This window comes from Allobosea sp. GW821-FHT10B12 (assembly GCF_059415545.1).
Genome location: NZ_JBWKNL010000009.1, coordinates 119,595 through 137,619, shown reverse-complemented (window position 1 = coordinate 137,619; position 18,025 = coordinate 119,595). Strand labels below are relative to the sequence as shown.

20 protein-coding genes and 1 tRNA gene are annotated in these 18,025 nt (G+C 65.5%); 11 read left to right on the top strand and 10 right to left on the bottom strand.

All coding sequences use genetic code 11. The features are described 5' to 3' along the window. Positions 1 to 25 precede the first annotated feature (25 nt). On the bottom strand, positions 26 to 1,051 hold the full coding sequence (locus AC07O0_RS25575) for an amino acid ABC transporter substrate-binding protein (protein WP_494626907.1): 1,026 nt from the start codon (positions 1,049 to 1,051) through the stop codon (positions 26 to 28). A gap of 273 nt (positions 1,052 to 1,324) precedes the next feature. Between AC07O0_RS25575 and metC the strand changes: the two genes are divergently transcribed. Together metC and AC07O0_RS25565 are read left to right on the top strand one after the other, a co-directional pair. Further along, positions 1,325 to 2,515, top strand: a complete 1,191-nt coding sequence (gene metC, locus AC07O0_RS25570) for a cystathionine beta-lyase (RefSeq protein WP_494626905.1) — start codon at positions 1,325 to 1,327, stop codon at positions 2,513 to 2,515. A gap of 11 nt (positions 2,516 to 2,526) precedes the next feature. Continuing rightward, a complete protein-coding gene (locus tag AC07O0_RS25565) occupies positions 2,527 to 3,234 on the top strand; it encodes a transporter substrate-binding domain-containing protein (protein ID WP_494626903.1) in 708 nt (235 codons plus the stop codon). Positions 3,235 to 3,243: 9 nt separating this feature from the next. Here the strand turns inward: AC07O0_RS25565 and AC07O0_RS25560 are convergent, their stop codons facing one another. Genes AC07O0_RS25560 through AC07O0_RS25550 form a run of 3 tightly spaced genes read right to left on the bottom strand, consistent with a single transcriptional unit; the run spans position 3,244 to position 6,096 of the window. Next, positions 3,244 to 3,588 carry a lipid-A-disaccharide synthase N-terminal domain-containing protein gene (locus AC07O0_RS25560; RefSeq protein WP_436149048.1) on the bottom strand — a complete coding sequence of 115 codons (345 nt, stop codon included), beginning with the start codon at positions 3,586 to 3,588 and terminating at the stop codon, positions 3,244 to 3,246. Next, entirely contained in the window at positions 3,588 to 4,361 is a 774-nt protein-coding gene (locus AC07O0_RS25555) for a glycosyltransferase family 2 protein (RefSeq protein WP_494626901.1), read from the bottom strand. Before AC07O0_RS25555 ends, AC07O0_RS25560 begins: the two co-directional genes overlap by 1 nt. A 46-nt stretch (positions 4,362 to 4,407) precedes the next feature. Further along, a complete protein-coding gene (locus AC07O0_RS25550) occupies positions 4,408 to 6,096 on the bottom strand; it encodes an ArnT family glycosyltransferase (RefSeq protein ID WP_494626899.1) in 1,689 nt (562 codons plus the stop codon). A gap of 300 nt (positions 6,097 to 6,396) precedes the next feature. Between AC07O0_RS25550 and AC07O0_RS25545 the strand changes: the two genes are divergently transcribed. Next, positions 6,397 to 6,558, top strand: coding sequence for a hypothetical protein (locus AC07O0_RS25545; protein WP_494626898.1), 162 nt, complete (start codon positions 6,397 to 6,399; stop codon positions 6,556 to 6,558). A gap of 139 nt (positions 6,559 to 6,697) precedes the next feature. After that, a complete protein-coding gene (locus AC07O0_RS25540) occupies positions 6,698 to 6,910 on the top strand; it encodes a hypothetical protein (RefSeq protein WP_494626896.1) in 213 nt (70 codons plus the stop codon). 69 nt (positions 6,911 to 6,979) lie between these two features. On the opposite strand, the gene AC07O0_RS25535 is transcribed toward AC07O0_RS25540, so the two are convergent. From AC07O0_RS25535 to AC07O0_RS25520, 4 genes are all read right to left on the bottom strand, one after another. Then, entirely contained in the window at positions 6,980 to 7,654 is a 675-nt protein-coding gene (locus tag AC07O0_RS25535) for a hypothetical protein (protein WP_494626933.1), read from the bottom strand. A 184-nt stretch (positions 7,655 to 7,838) separates the two neighbouring features. After that, on the bottom strand, positions 7,839 to 8,087 hold the full coding sequence (locus AC07O0_RS25530) for an EAL domain-containing protein (protein WP_494626931.1): 249 nt from the start codon (positions 8,085 to 8,087) through the stop codon (positions 7,839 to 7,841). Position 8,088: 1 nt separating this feature from the next. After that, positions 8,089 to 8,165, bottom strand: a tRNA-Arg gene (locus tag AC07O0_RS25525). Between the two features lie 43 nt (positions 8,166 to 8,208). After that, positions 8,209 to 8,514, bottom strand: a complete 306-nt coding sequence (locus AC07O0_RS25520) for an ETC complex I subunit (RefSeq protein WP_326873943.1) — start codon at positions 8,512 to 8,514, stop codon at positions 8,209 to 8,211. 483 nt (positions 8,515 to 8,997) lie between these two features. Here AC07O0_RS25520 and AC07O0_RS25515 point away from each other — a divergent pair, with 483 nt between their 5' ends. The 4 genes from AC07O0_RS25515 (at position 8,998) to AC07O0_RS25500 (ending at position 12,104) form a co-directional block, all read left to right on the top strand. After that, complete coding sequence (locus AC07O0_RS25515; RefSeq protein WP_494626895.1) at positions 8,998 to 10,032, top strand: ABC transporter substrate-binding protein; 1,035 nt, start codon at positions 8,998 to 9,000, stop codon at positions 10,030 to 10,032. After that, positions 10,016 to 10,915 (top strand): ABC transporter permease, encoded by a 900-nt coding sequence (locus AC07O0_RS25510; protein WP_494626929.1) that lies wholly within the window; start codon positions 10,016 to 10,018, stop codon positions 10,913 to 10,915. Before AC07O0_RS25515 ends, AC07O0_RS25510 begins: the two co-directional genes overlap by 17 nt. Beyond that, complete coding sequence (locus tag AC07O0_RS25505) at positions 10,891 to 11,640, top strand: ABC transporter ATP-binding protein (protein WP_494626893.1); 750 nt, start codon at positions 10,891 to 10,893, stop codon at positions 11,638 to 11,640. Before AC07O0_RS25510 ends, AC07O0_RS25505 begins: the two co-directional genes overlap by 25 nt. Before the next feature lie 74 nt (positions 11,641 to 11,714). Continuing rightward, positions 11,715 to 12,104: an aldo/keto reductase gene (locus AC07O0_RS25500; protein ID WP_494626891.1), complete on the top strand. Its 390-nt coding sequence runs from the start codon at positions 11,715 to 11,717 to the stop codon at positions 12,102 to 12,104. Positions 12,105 to 12,205: 101 nt separating this feature from the next. On the opposite strand, the gene AC07O0_RS25495 is transcribed toward AC07O0_RS25500, so the two are convergent. Continuing rightward, positions 12,206 to 13,972, bottom strand: a complete 1,767-nt coding sequence (locus tag AC07O0_RS25495) for a phosphatase PAP2 family protein (RefSeq protein WP_494626889.1) — start codon at positions 13,970 to 13,972, stop codon at positions 12,206 to 12,208. A gap of 133 nt (positions 13,973 to 14,105) precedes the next feature. Then, on the bottom strand, positions 14,106 to 15,452 hold the full coding sequence (locus AC07O0_RS25490) for an LLM class flavin-dependent oxidoreductase (protein ID WP_494626888.1): 1,347 nt from the start codon (positions 15,450 to 15,452) through the stop codon (positions 14,106 to 14,108). A gap of 743 nt (positions 15,453 to 16,195) precedes the next feature. Here AC07O0_RS25490 and AC07O0_RS25485 point away from each other — a divergent pair. From AC07O0_RS25485 to AC07O0_RS25475, 3 genes are all read left to right on the top strand, one after another. Next, entirely contained in the window at positions 16,196 to 16,645 is a 450-nt protein-coding gene (locus AC07O0_RS25485) for an RrF2 family transcriptional regulator (protein ID WP_494626886.1), read from the top strand. A gap of 138 nt (positions 16,646 to 16,783) precedes the next feature. Beyond that, complete coding sequence (locus tag AC07O0_RS25480; protein WP_494626884.1) at positions 16,784 to 17,263, top strand: flavin reductase family protein; 480 nt, start codon at positions 16,784 to 16,786, stop codon at positions 17,261 to 17,263. Between the two features lie 136 nt (positions 17,264 to 17,399). Beyond that, entirely contained in the window at positions 17,400 to 17,981 is a 582-nt protein-coding gene (locus AC07O0_RS25475; RefSeq protein WP_494626882.1) for an RBBP9/YdeN family alpha/beta hydrolase, read from the top strand. Positions 17,982 to 18,025: the final 44 nt, after the last annotated feature.

The following is an 18,025-nucleotide window of genomic DNA, read 5'->3' as shown; positions in this document are numbered from 1 at the left end:
CCCCCCCCCCGCCCCGCATTATGTCTTAGCGCACCGGCGCAGCGTACTGCAGGCCGCCCTTGGTCCACAGCGCGTTCTGGCCGCGGGCGATCTTCAGCAGCGAGCCCTGGCCGACGTTCTTCTCGAAGCTCTCGCCGTAATTGCCGACGTGCTTGACGATCCGGTAGGCCCAATCGGCGGTCAGGCCGACGCTCTCGCCGAACTTGCCCTCGGTGCCGAGCAGGCGCTTGATCTCGGGATTGCTCGACTTCAGCATCTCGTCGACATTCGCCTTGGTCACGCCCAGCTCCTCGGCGTTCAGCATGGCGTTATGGACCCACTTCACCAGGCCGAACCACTGCGCATCGTTGTTGCGGGTTGCCGGTCCGAGCGGCTCCTTCGAGATGATCTCGGGCAGGACCATGTGGTCGTCCGGAGCGGTCAGCTTCAGGCGCTCGGCATAAAGTCCCGAGGCGTCGGTGGTGAAGGCGTCGCAGCGGCCGGAATCATAGGCCTTGACGGTCTCGTCCGAGGTCGCGAAGGCGACGACTTCGTATTTCAGGTTGTTGGCCCGGAAGAAGTCGGCGAGGTTGAGCTCGGTCGTGGTGCCCTGCTGGGTGCAGACCGAGGCGCCGTTGAGCTGCAGCGCCGAGTTCACGCCGAGCTTCTTGCGGATCATGAAGCCCTGGCCGTCATAGTAGTTCACGCCGGTGAACTGCAGGCCGAGCGCGGTGTCGCGCGACATCGTCCAGGTCGAGTTGCGCACGAGCACGTCGACCTCGCCCGACTGCAGGGCCGTGAACCGGTCCTTGGCCGAGAGCGGGATGAACTTCACCTTGGCCGGGTCGTTGAAGATCGCCGCGGCGATCGCCCGGCAGTAATCGACGTCGAGGCCAGCCCAATTGCCCTGCGCATCCGGCACGCCGAAGCCGGCGAGGCCGGTGTTGGAGCCGCAATTCAGCATCCCGCGGCTCTTCACCTGAGCAAGGGTCTGCGGCGCCTGCGCTTGCACACTCGCCGCCGCCAGCGCAAAGCCGAACCCGGCGACCGCGGCTGCCATGAATTTCTTCATCGTGATCTCTCCCATGAATGGCCCCGCCGGCGCCTGCCGGCCGGAACGTGCCGATCCCCTCGCATCGTCGCGACTTTTCATCCCGTTCGATGCCTAAACATTAGTCGAAGTGCGGCGCGCGCCGATTGCCAGAGCCGTGCATGAGCGTCAAGCAAAGGCGCCCCGTGCCCCCATCTCTTTTCACTGCGAGCATCACATGCGACTTTCCGGAGGTGGTCAAGTGCGACCACAACCCGCCCTGCCCCAATCCCGCTCGCGCTGACCTCCCGGCCCATGAAAAAACTGTCCAAGCCCGAATTCGCGCGTCTGCGCGAGAAGACCCGGCTCGCCCTCGCCGGCCGCGATCCGAGCGACAGCTACGGCTTCGTCAATCCGCCGATCGTGCGCGGTTCGACCGTGGTCTACCCGAATACCGAGGACTTTCTCGTCCGCAAGGCGCGCTACAGCTACGGGACGTCGGGCAGCCCGACGATCGACGCGCTGCTCGCCGCCGCCAATACGATGGAGGGCGGCGCCGGCGTGCTCGCCTGCTCGTCCGGCCTGCTCGCCTGCACCCTGCCTACGCTCGCCTTCCTGAGGGCCGGCGACCACTTTCTCGTGACCGACAGCGTCTATCATCCGATGCGCAATTTCTGCGAGCGGATGCTGCCGCGCTACGGTGTCGAGGTCACCTATTACGACCCGCTCATCGGCGAGGGCATCGCCGAGCTGTTCAAGCCGAACACCCGGGCGGTCTGGACGGAGTCGCCAGGTTCTCAGACCCTGGAGGTCCAGGACATCCCAGCGATCGTCGCCGCGGCCCATGCCCGCGACATCATGGTGATGATGGACAACACCTGGGCGACGCCGCTCTTCTTCGACGCGCACAGGTTCGGCGTCGACGTCTCGGTGCAGGCCGGAACGAAATACTATGCCGGCCACTCGGACGTGCTGATCGGCACGGTGTCGGCCCGCACGCCGGAGCTCTACGCCCAGCTCAAGCTGAGCTGGGACGCGCTCGGCGTGATCATCGCTGCCGAGGACGCCTATCTGACGCTGCGCGGCATCCGGACACTCGCTGTCAGGCTCAAGGAGCAGCAGCCGGCGGGGCTGGAGATGGCGAACTGGCTGGCGGCGCGGCCCGAGGTCGCCCGCGTGATCCACCCAGCGCTGCCCGATGATCCCGGTCACGCCATCTGGAAGCGCGATTTCACCGGCGCCTGCTCGCTGTTCTCGATCGAACTCGAACCCGTCTCGATGAAGGCGGTAGCGGCCATGCTCGACGGGCTCACCCTGTTCGGCATGGGCGCATCCTGGGGCGGTTATGAGAGCCTGGTGCTGCCCTTCGACTGCAAGCGCTACCGCACCGCGACCAAGCCCGGCTTCAAGGGGCCGACGATCCGTTTCCATATCGGGCTCGAGGACCTCGAGGATCTGAAGGAGGATCTCGACGCCGGCTTTGCGCGGTTGAGGGCAGCGAGCTGAGCGCGCTTGCAATGCTGGATGGGTCGTTCGTCTTCGCCTATCTCGACGAGCCGCCCTTCTGCTGGCCGGGAGCCGACGGCATCGCGCAGGGCTGCGACGTCGAGCTCGTGACCGCGGCGTTGAAGGCACTCGGCATCACGCAGTTCGAGCAGCGGCTGACCACCTTCGCCGAATTGCTGCCTGGCCTCGCCAGCGGACGCTGGACAGTGACCACGCCGCTTTTCGTCACGGCAGAGCGCCGACAGCAGGCGGACTTCAGCCGCCCTGTCTGGGCGCTTTCCGACGGGTTGCTGGTCCGGTCAGCCGATCACGGGTGGCTGACCGGCTATCGCGCCGTCGCGGCCGCAGGCGCCCGCCTCGTCGTCGTCGGTGGGCAGGTGCAGGAGCAAGCCGCACTCGCTGCCGGCGTTGCGCCGGAGCGAATGATCCGCGTCGCGACACAGGAGGAGGCTGTAGCAGCCGTCAGAACTGGGCAGGCCGACGCCTATGCCAGCGTCGCCATGGCTCATCGCGGCTACCTCGCCCGCGAACCCGATGCAGAGCTTGCCATCGTGAACGTGCCTGCGAGCGAAAACTTGTCGGCCGCCGGAGCCTTCGCCTTCGGCAAGCAGCACACCGCGCTGCGGACGCGCTTCGACGCAGCGCTCGAAAGCCTCATCGGAAGCGACTGGCATCGCGCGATGATGGCGCGCCACGGCTTCCCCGCTGGTGAATACTGACGTCTTGCCTCAGCCCGGCGCGGAATTCGTGTCCTCGCCGCGCGCCTTCGCGCGCAGCACGAATTGCAGATTGCGCAGATAGACGAACACGCCGAAGCCCTGGCCGATGATGAAGACCGGATCACGGCGATAGAGCGCGTAGATCAAAAGCAGCATGCCGCCACCGATCGAGAACCACCAGAAGGTCATCGGCACGACCGAGCGCTGCGCCTTCTCGCTGGCGAGCCATTGCACCACGAAGCGCATGGTGAACAGGCCCTGTGCGACCACGCCGAGCAGGACCCACCAGTCGACGTTGTTGACGAAGACGTCGTGGAAATAGTTCCCGATCATGTTCTGCAGATCGATAAGCATCAGCGCGCCTCCGTCGCGATCTGCGGCACCCGCTTGCGGCGCCGGATCAGCCACCAGACGCCGGCGAGATCGAGGATACCGACCCAGAGCCGGTCGAAGAAACCGTAATTCGAGACGCCGGTCAGGCGCTGCCGGTCGCGGACCTCGTGATGCAGGACGGTGAAGCCCTCGCGCACGACGAGCGCCGGCATGAAGCGGTGCAGCGCGTCAAAATAGGGCAGCGCCAGATAGGCCTCGCGCCGGAAGCATTTCAGGCCGCAGCCAGTGTCGCGCGTGCCGTCCTTCAGGATGGCGCCGCGGACCTTGTTGGCGATGCGCGACTGCATGCGCTTGAAGCCGGTGTCCTTGCGCCCGATGCGCTGGCCCTGGACGAGGCCGGCGGATGGGCCGGCCGCCTCGAGCTGCGCCAGCATCGCCGGGATGAAGGCAGGGTCGTTCTGACCATCGCCGTCGAGGGTCGCGACGATCGGGGCCGTCGCCGCCCTCACCCCGCTGCGTACCGCCGCCGACTGGCCGCAGGACTGCGCGTGACGGACAATCCTGAGCCATGGCCGCGTCGCGGCAAGCTCGGTGAGCGCCGCGGCAGTGCCGTCGCTCGAACCGTCGTCGACATAGATCAGCTCGAAGCTGCCGACCGCCGCGCAGGAGCTCTCGATGTCGTGGACGAGCGGGGCGATGTTGCCCTGTTCGTTACGCACCGGCACGACGATGCTGATGCGGGGCAGGCCGGCGGAAGGCACGGGTTCAGTCACGGATTCCAAGTCTTTCTGCATTGCGGCGCGCAAACTGCGTCAAGCGCCGCGACGGGGCAAGCGCCGATCATTCGCGGACATAGACGCTCATCTCGATGCGCCTGCCGCCATTGAGGTTGAAGCCGGAGATCGTGGTCAGCAGCCGCGGCGTTACCCCCGAGGCGGTGAGCCCCTGACGAAAGCCGTCGAGGAAACGGCCCTCGACCAGCGCCACGCGGCAGCCGGGCTCGCGCAGGAAGTTTGCTGCCACGCTTCCATCCGCCCCCATGCGCAGATCGGTGCCGACCAGGAAGACCAGGCTCGGCTCGCGATAGCCGACGGTCATGACCTGCGGGTTCGGACAGGTCACTGCCTGCACCGCCTCCGCCAGCCGCGGCGAGAGCTTGAGGCCGCGCAGGCTCGGCGAGGCCAGGCCGAAGACGCCAGCGCTGAGCAACAGGCTGGCGACCACGCCGCGCCAGAGCGCGCCCTCGAACGCGCCCTCGCGGAAGGCCAGGAAGCTGCGGAACGCGACGATGAGCGCCAGCGCCAGCACCGGCAAGGCGAGCCAGGGCAAGGTCTTGTCGAGCGTCCAGGTGCCGTAGAGAATCACGCCGACGAGCGCTGCCGGCACCAGGACGACGAGGAAGGCGGTCAGGTCGGAGCCGCGGCGAAAGCGGTTGATGCCGCCATTGACCAGGGCGAGCAGCAGCAGCGCTGTGATCGCCGGGTAGAGCGGCAGCACGTAATGCGGCAGCTTGGTCGGCACCGCTTCGAAGACGAGCCAGGACGGCACGATCCAGGCGAGCAGGAACAGGATCTGCGGCTCACGGCGCTTCACCCAGGCAAAAGGAATCGCCATCGCCGCCAACGCGGCCGACGGCCAATAGGTGCCGAAGAACAGCAGCAGATAGAGACCGGGCGGCCCCCAATGCTTCTCCTGGCCCTCCCCGACCTTGCCGAGCATGTCCTTGCCGACGCTCTCGGCAAAAAAGTCGCCGCCGGTCTTGAGCGCGATGGCGACGAACCAGGGCAGCACCACGACAAGGCAGAGCAGCAGCCCGCGGCCCGGCTTCAGCGGCGCGAACCAGCGCAACGAACGCTCGCGAACGCTGAGCACCAGCACCGCCAGCCCCCAGACCATCGGCACGATCGGCCCTTTGATCAGAAGCCCAAGCGCCGTTGCCGACCAGAACACCAGCCAGTTGTGCCGGCTCGGCACGAAGGCGAGCGAGCGGGTCCAGTCGAGCCAGGCGCGGGCGAGCGCGCCCATGGTCGCGACCGCACAGCCCGCCAACAGGGCGTCGGTCTTGGCGATGCGGGCCTCGACACCCAACAGGACCGCCGCTGCCATCATGGCCGCGCCGAGCAAGGCGAGGCGCGCTCCGACGAAGGCGAGCAGCGCCCAATAGGTCAGCAACACCGTCGCGACGGCGCCGACGAGCGAGGGCAGCCGGTAGAGCCAGATCGTCGTATGCGCCTGCGGCACGCCGAGCGCCTCGCCGGCGGCGACGCTCGCCGACTGCAGCCAGTAGATGCCGACCGGCTTCTTGTGCCTGGCCTCGTCCTGGAAACGGATGTCGACGAAGTCGCGCGTCTCCAGCATCTGCTTGCTGGCCTGGGCAAAGCGCGGCTCGTCGCGATCGAAGGGCTGCAGGCTGGCGAAGCCGGGCAGGAAGGCGGCGAGCGACAACAGCGCAAGCAGCAGGCAGGCGCGCCGATGGCTCGCGGACGCGAAGCTAGCGAGCCGGTCGAGACCGGAGCCGTGCGAGAACATCGACACTCCTTGCGGCCGAATCTTGCGAAGCCCGCATCCTGCGGGGGTGCGGGCTGGTGGACAGGCGATCGGGTTGGCCGCGGCGCGTTTACGGCCTCGCACCGTTCGCGGCAAGCGCGCAGGTGCAATCCGCTTCGACACAGGCATGGCGCGAAGACATGTCGGGCCGGCAGTTGAGGCCTGTTTGCGTCCCAATCATGGCGGAACCCGCCTGGGAACCCCACATCCCCAACCGGGTTTGCCTATGCAGATCGCCAGCCGCCCCGGACAGAGACCAGGAAAGGCATGAGCACAATGAAGATGCCGATCGCCGTTCACACCGACGAAGACTACGAGCGGGCCCAGCAGCGCGTGGCCGAGCTCAATGCCGCTCCGGACAGCAAGGACAAGGAACGCGAACTGGAAGCGCTAGCGGACGCCATGCTGGCATTCGAATTGCGCCGCGACGAAGCGCAGGAGTGACAGGATCAACCGAGAGGCTGCTGACCCTCTTCGTGCTCACTCTACGGCTGCGGCCAAACTGCCTTCCGACAGCAGCGTCAACCAATCGTTAACCATAAAATGCAAGCTTGCGTGTCATCCGGAGCCTGGGAGACACGCCATGCTGGTGCTGTTGGGAGTATCGGTCGGACTTGCCTCGTTCTTGTTCGAGATGATCCCGGTGCTGGAGTTCGGCCAGCTCACAGGCCAGGTCGCAGGAAGTTTCCTGCTCTCCTCCGCACTCAAGACATGCGCGCTGATCGTCGCCTTGAGCTGCCTCAACGAGTTGATCGCGGATCGCCCGCCAGTCTCCGACAGCAGCCCGGTCGGCTAATAACCGAGCGCAGCCGTTCTCGGCCAGACGCGGGCCAACAAGTGGTGGTGCCGCTCATAGCGGACCCACTCAGCCTGCCAGCATGCAATCCGCCAAGCTGTAGCAGTGGCTCGCCTGATAAGCGTTCCGCCCCCGATTCATGTGCGTCAGATTGAAAGTCCGAATGGCACTGAGGACACGGGGGGCCGCCAGGACGCTGCGGATCGAGGCGGAGCCTCGGACATTGACGCCGAACATGTCTGCGCCGCGCGGGAAGAAATAGCTGACATCTTCCGGCGCCGTTACGCAGTGATCGAGAAGAGCTTCGTCCACATGGCCCTGCACCTGTGAACGGTCCGTGGTGAAATCCGAAAGGTGCACCAGGAATCTCGCACGGATGTCCTCGCCGTCGGCATAGAGCGTGAACAGCTCCATCCAACTCGCATTGACGCGGGTGAGCGGCTTGTCGGACGTCGACGGCAGACAGGAAACCGACCAGTAGTGACGCTCGCTCTTGCGCGGGATGGGGATGCAGTTCTGGCCGTAGAGCCGGAGAATCTCCAGAACGTCCTGCGCCTGCGGCCGACGAAGCAGCTTCTGAAAACGCGTGAGGTATTTGAACCGCAGTTCGAGGGACTCCGAGCGCTCGTCGGCGTCGCACAGGTCGATCTTGCCCTCTATCCAATTGCGCTGCTGCTCGGGATCCAGGAATTGGCGCAGGCCAGTGGTGCCGCGGCGAGGAGTCGTTTTCGGATCGGATGCCATGGGAGATCCATCTGTGCCGGACAGACGCAGCTTTCGGGAACGTCCTTCATCGCAGCGTGCCTGGTCGAGGCGTGTCTGCAGCATCACCTGGTCAGGTGGCGGATCCGAGTTACGCGACATGTCGGCGCGCCAGAAACAGCTGCTCGAATTCAACCGCAGGAAGTGGCCGGCCGAAATGGTAGCCCTACCCTTCCTCGCATCCCATGCCCTTGAGGCAATTGGCGGTCTCGATGTCCTCAATGCCTTCGGCGATGATCGACAGCCCGAGTGAACGGCCAAGATCAATCGTAGCCCGGATGATTGCAGCATCGCCGCTGTCGTTCAGCAGCTGGCGCACGAAGCACCAAGCTGCAAGAAGGAAAGGAGCTGGAATAAAGCGGCATGCCTTCCAACTCTCAAAGGATACGGAAAATCGTGTAAGCCTTTGACAGATATGGCGAGCCCGACAGGATTCGAACCTGTGACCAGCAGCTTAGAAGGCTGCTGCTCTATCCAGCTGAGCTACGGGCCCTGAAGGAAGCGGCAGGCTTGGGACCTGCCGATTCGCTAAAGCTTCAATGCGTCCACTGGCCGACGCGGTTGAACTTGAAATTATCGGAATAAGCCATGCCGCGACGCTTGGGTGCGTGCGGCTGCTCCAGGCGGTAGGCGATGCCGTTGCGAGTCGCATAGGCGACGGCTTCCTCGGCGGTGTCGAACCAGAGTCGGAGCTGGCTCTTCATGTCACCTGACGAGGTCCAGCCCATCAGCGGCTCGATCTCGCGCGGCCGCTCAGGCTCATACTCCAGCAGCCAGCGACCGGTCTTGGCCGTGCCGGACTGCATCGCGTTGCGCGCCGGCGAATAGATGCGTGCCGTCATGCTTCCCCTCGCCTTCCGGCAAAGCTCGTCGAGATTGGTCGGGGCACCAGGATTCGAATCTGGGACCCTCTGCTCCCATGTTTCCCCGCTGAGGTATAACACCTACCTACCGGGTACGTCTTCAACGGCCGTAGTGCCCAGCTGGACCAACCAAGTCAACTGAATTTGATGGAGTCCGAAGCGGTCTTCAGTGTCGGCGAGGATGAGGAACTGGCGCTCGCCTATATCGGCGACCTGCGCCGCCGCGCCGTCGCGAACGGCCGCGATCCTACAAGGCGCTCGCGCTCGGGGCCTATGAGCTCAAGGGCACTCCGCTGCCGGCGCTGGGTTTCTTCTGAATCATCGTCCCGCGATCGGACCTTCCTCGCAGGCGAGCTTCGACAGATCGATGTTCCCCTGCGGGCGCGATATTAGAACATCAATTCTATAGACTAATCTTTAGCGCAGCGACATGCTCGACTCAGCGATCTCCAAGAGGTTCTGATGGCATTTCCAACGCAGCATCGCGCGCTCGCATTCGCCGTCGCGGCCGGCCTGGCTCTCGCCAGCGCCGCCGTAGCCGGACCGCTCTCCGACAGCGCCCCGCTTCCAGATGCCGTCGCACCGGGCACTAGGCTCGTCGTCGGTGATCCCCAGACCCGTGTCGCGCTGACGCTCTCGGGCGAACTCGCCAAGCTGCCCTTCAAGATCGAATGGGCCAACATCTCGGGCGGACCGCAGACGATCGAAGCCTTCCGTGCCAAAGCCCTCGATCTCGGCTCGGTCGCCGACATCCCGCCCATCCATGCACAATGGACCGGGCTCGAGACGAAGATCGTCGGCGCCAAGTTCCGGCTCGACCCAACCGCGCATCCGATCTACGTCATCGCCACCGCGCCGGGCTCCGGCATCACCAGGCTGGAGGAGCTCAAGGGCAAGCGCATCGCCTTCAGCCCCGGCCAGGCGCAGGGCGCACTCGTCCTGCGTGTGCTCAAGAAACTCAGCCTCCAGCGCGGCGACGTTACCCTGATCGAATTGCCCAGCGTCGGCGATGCCTATGTCAACGCGCTCGCCAGCAAGCTCGTCGACGCCGCGCCGATCGCGGAGGCGAACAAGCAGCGCTTCGCCCAGAATTACGAACGCGACGGCGCCCGGCTGCTGGCGCATGGGCTGCGTGACGACCCCTCCTATATCTACGTCGCCAAGAGTTCGCTGGAGGATGCCGACAAGGCAGCAGCGATCCGCGCCTATGTCGCAGCCTGGGGCCGCGCGGCGAAATGGATCGAGACCCATCCCGAAGAGTGGATCAAGGGCTACTACATCAAGGATCAGGGACTGAAGGAGGATGCCGGGCGCTTCCTCGTGAAGTCCAATGGCAGCCCGGACGTTCCCCTCGACTGGGCCGCGGCGATCGAGCGCCAGCAGGAGACGATCGACCTGCTCGCCGAGGAGCTCAAGAAGCCGGCGATCAAGGCCGAAACGCTGTTCGACCGGCGCTTCGAGCGCATCGCCGGCGCAACCTATCGCGACGCGGACTGACGCCATGGCCGATCTCTCGATCCGCGCCTCGCGCGAAGCGGCCGGCGCCACCGGCTGGCTCTCCGGCCGTGTCGCGTCCCGCCCGGTCAAGGCATCGCCCCGCCGCAAGCGCAAGCTCGGCCCCGGCCGGACGCTGCAGTTCGGTCAGGCCCTCGGCCCGACCATCCTGCTCCTGCTCTGGAGCATCGGCAGCGCGACCGGATACATCGACGATCGTATCCTGTCGGCGCCGTGGACTGTGGTTGCGACCGGCTACGAACTGATCGCCGACGGGCGGCTGCAGGAGAACCTCTGGACGTCGTTCCAGCGCTCCTTCTGGGGCCTGTTCTGGGGCATCGTCGCCGGCGCCTCGCTTGGCGTCATCGCGGGCCTCAGCCGGATCGGCGAATACCTCGTCGACGGGCCGATCCAGATCAAGCGAGCCATTCCGGCGCTCGCCCTGATCCCGCTGCTGATGCTCTGGTTCGGCATCGGCGAGGGCATGAAGGTCCTGACGATCGCGCTGATAACCTTCGCGCCGATCTACATCCAGACCCATGACGGGCTGCGTTCGACCGATGCCCGCTTCATCGAGCTGGCCGAGACACTCGACCTCTCGAACTGGCAGTTCCTGCGCCATGTCGTGCTGCCGGCGGCGCTGCCCGGCTTCCTGCTCGGCCTGCGGTTCGGCGTGACCTATTCCTGGCTCGCCCTCGTCGTGGTCGAGCAGGTCAACGCCACGAGCGGCCTCGGCTACATGATCAACCTCGCGCGCACCTACGGCCAGACCGAAGTCATCATCCTGTGCCTCGCCGTCTACGCCGCCCTCGGGCTCAGCTCCGACTGGCTCGTCCGCTTCATCACGCGAAAGGCCCTGCCATGGCGCAAGATCCTGGCGGACTGACCGCCCCGCCGGTTGTCGATGTTCACGGGCTGACGCGTCGCTATGGCGAGCGCACCATCCTCGACCGCGTCGACCTGCAGATCGGGCGGGGCGAGTTCGTCGCCCTGCTTGGCCGCTCGGGCTCCGGCAAGAGCACCTTCCTGCGCGCCCTCGCCGGGCTCGACCACGGGGTGCCGGGCGAGGGTTCCTATGAGGTGCCGGATGCCGTCTCGGTCGTGTTCCAGGATGCCCGATTGCTGCCCTGGAAACGGGTAGCCGACAATGTCGCGCTCGGCCTGAAGGTGTCGGCGCCGCATGAGCGGGCGCTGGCCGCGCTCGAGGAGGTCGGCCTGACGTCGCGCGCCCAGGCCTGGCCGACGCAGCTCTCCGGCGGCGAACAACAGCGCGCCGCGCTGGCACGCTCACTGGTACGCGAGCCCGAACTGCTCCTGCTCGACGAACCCTTCGGGGCGCTCGATGCGCTGACGCGGCTGCGGATGCAGGCCCTGCTGCTGGATCTGTTCGCCAGGCATCGCCCGGCGGTGCTGCTGGTGACCCATGACGTCGACGAGGCGATCCATCTCGCCCAGCGCGTGCTGGTGCTCGATGGCGGCCGTTTCATCGTCGACCAGCAGATCGACCTGCCTAACGAGCCCCGGGCGCGCGAGCAGCGCTTCACCGAGGTCCGCCTGACCCTGCTGCGGAGCCTCGGCGTTACCGAGACCGAGCTGCGCCGGGTCGCCTGAGCACCCTGCCCTTCCCGCGAGCGCTCCCGGCAAGCCGAGCGCTCGCACCGCTATGTCGGCTCACCAGGTCAACCATGCCTGACTATCGTCCATCGGCGCGAGCAGGTCGGCCTGCTGGCCTATTCACCGCTCGGACAAGGCTTCCTCACCGGAAAATACCAGCGCGGCGCCCGGCCGGCCGGAGCCCGCACGACCCTGTTCGCGCGGCCAGAGCTGCCAGAAGCCGGGCACGGAAACAGCTATCGACAGCTATCTCACCCATCGCCCGCGACTTCGGCCTCGACCCGGCCCAGCTCGCCATCGCCTATGTCGTGAGCCGGCCCTTCATCACTTCTGCGATCTTCGGCGCCACCCGCCTCGCGCAGCTCAACAGCGACCTTGCCGCCCTGGAGGTGAAGATCGCGCCGGAGATCGAGGCGCGGATCAACGCTGCTCACCGGCTCCACGGCAGCCCGACTCCTTGAGCCGATACGCCGATGATCTGGATTAGAAAAGGCGCGGATACAATTGCATCCGCGCCTTTTTTCGGTCCCGCTCGGCTCAAGCTGGCGATGAGCGCCTGCGCTCAGATCGTGACCTTCGTGCCGTCGAAGCGCGTGAAGGAGAAGCCGTCGAAGGGTTCGGCGTAGGTCTGCTTCTGCTCGCGCAGCAGGCTGATCACCAGGTTTTCGCCCTGAGCAAACGAGACCGCGGCATCCGAACGCCAGTGGATGCCGCCCCAGGTGCGCCCGCCGGCATAGTTCAGTGCCGCCTTGTTGAGCTCGCCACCGATGGTCAGCGGCGGACCCTGATAGGGAACCAGGCGGGTCGGATCGGCCGGATCGGGCTGAACCGGGTTCGGCCATTCCTTGCTCTCATCATAGAAGGCCTTGAGCAGCGTCACGGTCACCGCCGCGATGATGGCGGCGCCTCCGGGGTAGGACGAATGCAGGGGCGCACCCTCCGGGAAGATGTGGCCGAGCAGATAGGTGCCGTGTCTGGCCCGGCTGCGCTCGAGCGCCTGCGATCCCAGGAAATTCTCATGGATCGGATAGTCCGCGCCCCTGTTGGCGAGGCGCTGATGGACCAGCCCGGCGAAGGCCTCCGGGCGCAGAATGCGCTGCTCGTACCACTTCTGGTAATAGTTGATCCGGATCGCATGCGAGATGGCGAGATTGATCACCGCCTGGAAATAGGGACCGCTGAAGGTCCCTGCCGCTCCGTCCTGGGTCTTCGATTTCAGATAGGGGTTGTTCGGAGCCAACGCCGAACGCCCCGGCAGGACGCCGCCATAGGCCGGATCGGCCGCGGAGGCGCCGGTGCCGAGCAACTGATTGCCGATGAAATTGAAGGCGGCAGCGCTGTGGGCGTAGGCGCCGAGATCGCGACCGCTCGCGATATAGCGCGGCGATACCTCGTGGACGATGCGCTCGCGCGGCGCATTGCCGTTCTGGACGTGAAGCCATTCCTCCGGCTTCGTCAGAAAATCCGGTATCGCCTTGTAGGCCCGAATTCGGGCCGACAATGTCTGGTTGCCGAGCGGCACGTCGCGATAGAGGAATTGCGAGACCACCGGCCCGTCGAGGACGCCGGGCGGCGTGACCCAGCGGGCGCGAGCCCCGGTCGGATCAGCCGGGTCGACATAAGCGACACGCCCGCGAAACAGCGTCTGCGGCGTGGCCCGTCCATCGATCTTCGGCCCGTTGAAGCCCTCGACCCGGTTGAGCTCATCGACCGCGGCGCGCAGGTCCGGATTGCTCGTATCGTCGCGATAGTCGGAGAACGGCACGTCGCGCAGCAGCGACTGCCAATAGATCTCGATCGCATCGGCGGCGCGCTCGACGCTGGCCAGCGCCGGGGCCGCCGGTAGCTGGAACTGCGCCGCGTTCAGACCTTCGAGACTGACCGCGAGCGTACCGACCGGGTTGACCAGCCGGCGGGTGCCGCCGAGGGGAATCTTCTCGAAATCGGCCGGGTCGCGCGAAGCGAAGGCCGCGGCAGCTGTACGCCAGGCGGCGGGATCGACCTCGCCCCGCTCATTGTGCGGCAGGCCGCGCGTGTCGCTGCCGATCTGGTTGGAGTAGCGCCGCTCGTCGCCATTGGTCGGATGGGGCGGAATCGTCACGTCGGCCAGCGAGCTGGCGAGCTTGCTGCGGAGCTCGGCAGCGCGCCGCACAAAGGCCTCGTCATAGCTGCGGGTGTCCGGTGCGGCTTCGGGCGAGCCATGCGCGACGGCCGGCGTGGCTGCACCCACGCTCAAGACGGCCGCGGCCACGCCGGCGCCCGCGCCCTTCAGGAAAACACGCCGGCCCTCGTCCTCCGGCACGGCGATCGAATCGGGATGGTGTGGCATGCTGCAGTCCTCGGAGGGTGGTGCGGATGGAAAGCGCCGGCGCGCCAGGCGCGCACGGCCTCGTTGGCGGCGCGGTCGGCGCCCCGCCTCGCGGAAGAGGATGGGTGGCGGGAACGTCCCGGCGGGAAAGGGTCTAGGCGCTCTTGCGCTGCTTTGCGGCGAAGATGCTGTCGGGGCGCGGCAGCCCGTAGTGCTCGCGCAGCGTCGAACCGGAATAGTCCTCGCGGAACAATCCGCGCTTGCGCAGGATCGGCACGACCTCGGCGGCGAAGACCTCGAAGCCGCCGTGGATCCAGGGCGGCATGACGTTGAAGCCGTCGGCAGCGCCCTGCTCGAACCAGGTCTGGATCTCGTTCGCGACATGCTCCGGCGTGCCGACCACGACACGGTGGCCGCGGGCGCCGGCGAGGCGCTGGATCAGTTGCCGGATCGTCGGATTCTCGCGATTGACGATGTCGACGACGAGCTGGAAGCGGCTCGCCAGGCCTTTCGGCCCGCTCGTGTCGATCAGATGGCGCGGAAACGGTCCGTCGAGATCGAAGCCGGTCAGGTCGAGCCCGATCATGCGCTTGAGCTGGTCGAGCGAGGCCGCGGGCTGGATCAGGTCGTTGATTTCCTGCTCGAGCCGGTCCGCCTCAGCCTGCGTCGAGCCCAGGAACGGGCTGATCCCCGGCAGGATGCGGACATGGTCGGGCCGGCGGCCGAGCGCCACCGCACGGGTCTTGATGTCGACGTAGAACTCCTGCGCACTGGCGAGGGTCTGATGCGCCGTGAAGATCGCTTCCGCGAACTGCGCCGCAAAGGAGCGGCCATCCTCCGACGAGCCGGCCTGGACATAGACCGGCCGGCCCTGCGGCGAGCGCGAGACATTCAGCGGGCCGCGCACCCGGTAGTGCTTACCGACATGATCGATGCGGTGGACCTTGTCGGAGTCGGCGAAGACGCCACTCTGCGCGTCGGCAACGAGTGCGTCGTCCTCCCAGCTGTCCCAGAGCCTGGTCACGACGTCGAGGAACTCGCGCGCCCTCTCATAACGCTCGCCATGGGGCGGATGCTCCGAGAGGCCGAAATTATGGGCGGCTCCGGCGTCGCTTGTCGTGACGATGTTCCAGCCGGCCCGGCCGCCGCTGATATGGTCGAGCGAGGCGAAGAGGCGGGCGAGATTGTAGGGCTCGTTATAGGTGGTCGAGGCGGTGCCGATCAGGCCGATCTTCTCGGTAGCAGCCGCGATCGCCGTCAGCCAGGTGACCGGCTCGAAGCGCACTCGCGAGGAATAGCGGACGTTCTCGGGCAAGGACGGCCCGTCGGCGAAGAAGATCGCGTCGAATTTCGCTGCCTCGGCTTTCTGGGCGAGCTCCTGATAGTAGCGGATGTCCAGAACCCGCTCCGGCTCGGACTCCTTGTAGCGCCAAGCCGCTTCATGATGACCGCCGGGATAGATGAACAGATTGAGGGTGAGCTGGCGGCCGGCCTTGGACATCGCGGACCTCGCATCTTTACGACGTTTCAGGCCTGCGAACGAGCCGCAAGCCATTGTCGCAACGATGCTGGGCGAGACAGCATCAGGTCAAGAGAATCGTTTTTTAAAGAGAACGATATCTGCAGAATATTCTAGCGCGCGGCCGTATAATTGGACGCAAATTGATCAGATACGGCAGCGAAAGGTGATTCTTCTTTCTCGACAGCGCGGAGAGCAACAAATTGCTTTGACGGATTGTTCTTCAAAAAGAACATTTCGGCTGGCACTCACACACCGGAACTCCACGCTTCAGCCATGGCTCATCCGCGAGCGCAGCGCGGATCGATCCGGCCTGCCTGACCTGGCCCTGGCGGCTTACCGGCGTCGATGCAGCGATCTTCCCCAATCATGGCGGCCGCCTCGGCTATTCCGCCGAGACCTGCCGGCGCATTGCCGAGGCCGCGGGCGGAATGCGCGTCACGTGCGTGGCGGAAATGCTCGACTTCTATGGCCGCGACGTCATGCTGCCGACTGATCAATTCAGCAGTTTAATCGCATATTTGCCTCTTTGGAGCATATCTGCGCCGCATCGCGCCGCTTGCGGAGCAGGTCCGTCCCCGATGCCAACCGGCAGCCAAAGCCGTCCGGCGACTCGACTGCCTCGGAGAAGACCCTTCTACGAGGACGGGCGTTTGCAACAGCTTCATCTTGCAATTGCCCTTAAAATTGAGTGATAAAATATACTTCTTGACCGGGAACTGGAAGTGCTGACCAACAAGGGCAAATACGGCATCAAGGCGATGGTGCACCTCGCCAGGCTCGACGCCGGCGAAACTGCACAGATCGCCGAGATTGCGCAGCGCAACAACATCTCGAAGAAATTCCTCGACGCTATCCTGCTGGACCTACGCAATGCCGGCATGCTGCGCAGCAAGAAGGGTCCAGGCGGTGGCTACGCGCTGGCGAAGCCAGCCCGGACCATCAAGGTTGGAGCTGTCATCCGGGCCCTGGAAGGACCGATCGCGCCGATCGACTGCGCCAGCCAGTCGGCCTTCAGGCCGTGCCAGGACTGCGGCGACATCGAAGCTTGCGTCGTTCGCTCGGTGATGCGGGAGGTGCGCGACGCGATGGCGGCCGTGGTCGACACCACCACCATCGCCGACCTGGTCAGCCGCGCCGCGGCCCACAAGCCCGAGATCGACTTCGCCATCTAAATTCTATTTCTTTAGTAGACAAATTAACCTCGACCCTTATTTTCAACCGGAGCGGAAACCGCATTCCGGTGAGATCATGAATCAGCAGTTCGCCCCACCCGCCGCCGATATCCACGCCGACGCGTTCAAGGCGGTCATATGCGCAATGTCGCGGGTGCGGTCAGTATCATCACCGCCGCTCATGGTGGGGAGCGCGCCGGCCTGACCGCGACGTCGCTGACCGCCCTCTCGGCTAAGCCGCCGACAGTCATCGTCTGCATCAACCGCGGCGCCTCGGCCTGGCCGAAGATCGAGACCGCCGGCCATTTCGCGATCAATGTCCTGGCTGCCCGCCATCAGGCCATTGCCGACCGCTTCGCCGGTCGCGGCGGCTTCAAGGGCGAGGCCCGTTTCGCGGACGGCGGCTGGGCCCCGCTCGTGACCGGTGCGCCTACGCTCGTCGGCGCCCTCGCCGTCCTGGACTGCGAGGCCGAGGAGGCGATCGAGCGTCACTCGCACACGATCCTGATCGGCCGGATCAAGGCGATCCGGCAAGCGCAGGACGAGGGTGCGCTGCTGTACTGGCGTGGAATTTACGGGAAACTCGACGAGACTCTGCAATACGGCGCCGGCATCTGAGCCTTGGGGCGACTATCCTATCTCCGCCGATAAACGGCAGAGTATCGTTCTCTAATCAGGTCCAAATTTGCTAAGTCGTTTTATTGACCGAACAAGCAATTGGCATTGATGATGACACGATGAAAGGAGGCGCCGCATGGCCATCCTCATCGTTCTCGGATCAAGGGTGAAGTCTACGGATTGGCAGGCCCGCTGGGAAAGCCAGCTCGACTTCGTCCATCGTGTAGAGCAACCTGAAACCGCCCGCCCGCATCTCGAGTCATGGCTCGAAATCTTGTGCGAGCATGTCGGACATCGCCCCAATGCCGTGCTCGTCGGCCATGGGCTCGGCGCGACCGTGATTGCTCATCTGGCGGCGCGATATCCCGATCGGCCGATCCGCAGCGCCATGCTCGTCGCCCCGGTCGATCCCGAGACCGGAACCGCCTTCACGGCCGGGCTCTCCTCGTTCGGCCCACTGCCATGCGACCCGTTTCCGTTTCCGGCGTTCGTCGTCGCCAGCCGTACGGATCCTCATATGGCTATCGATCGGGCGCGCATCTTCGCCAATATGTGGGACGCCGCCTTCATCGACGTCGGCAATGCCGGACATCTCGATGCCGAGAGCGGCCTTGGCGACTGGCCCGCCGGTCTCGATCTGCTCGAAAGGCTGACCGCTTTCAGCGCGCCTCCGGGCAAGTCCGGCGAGCGTTTTCCGACACGGTTCAGCCTGCACTAGGGACCGGAGACAAAGTGGGCCTCGGCGCCCTCAAATAATCTATA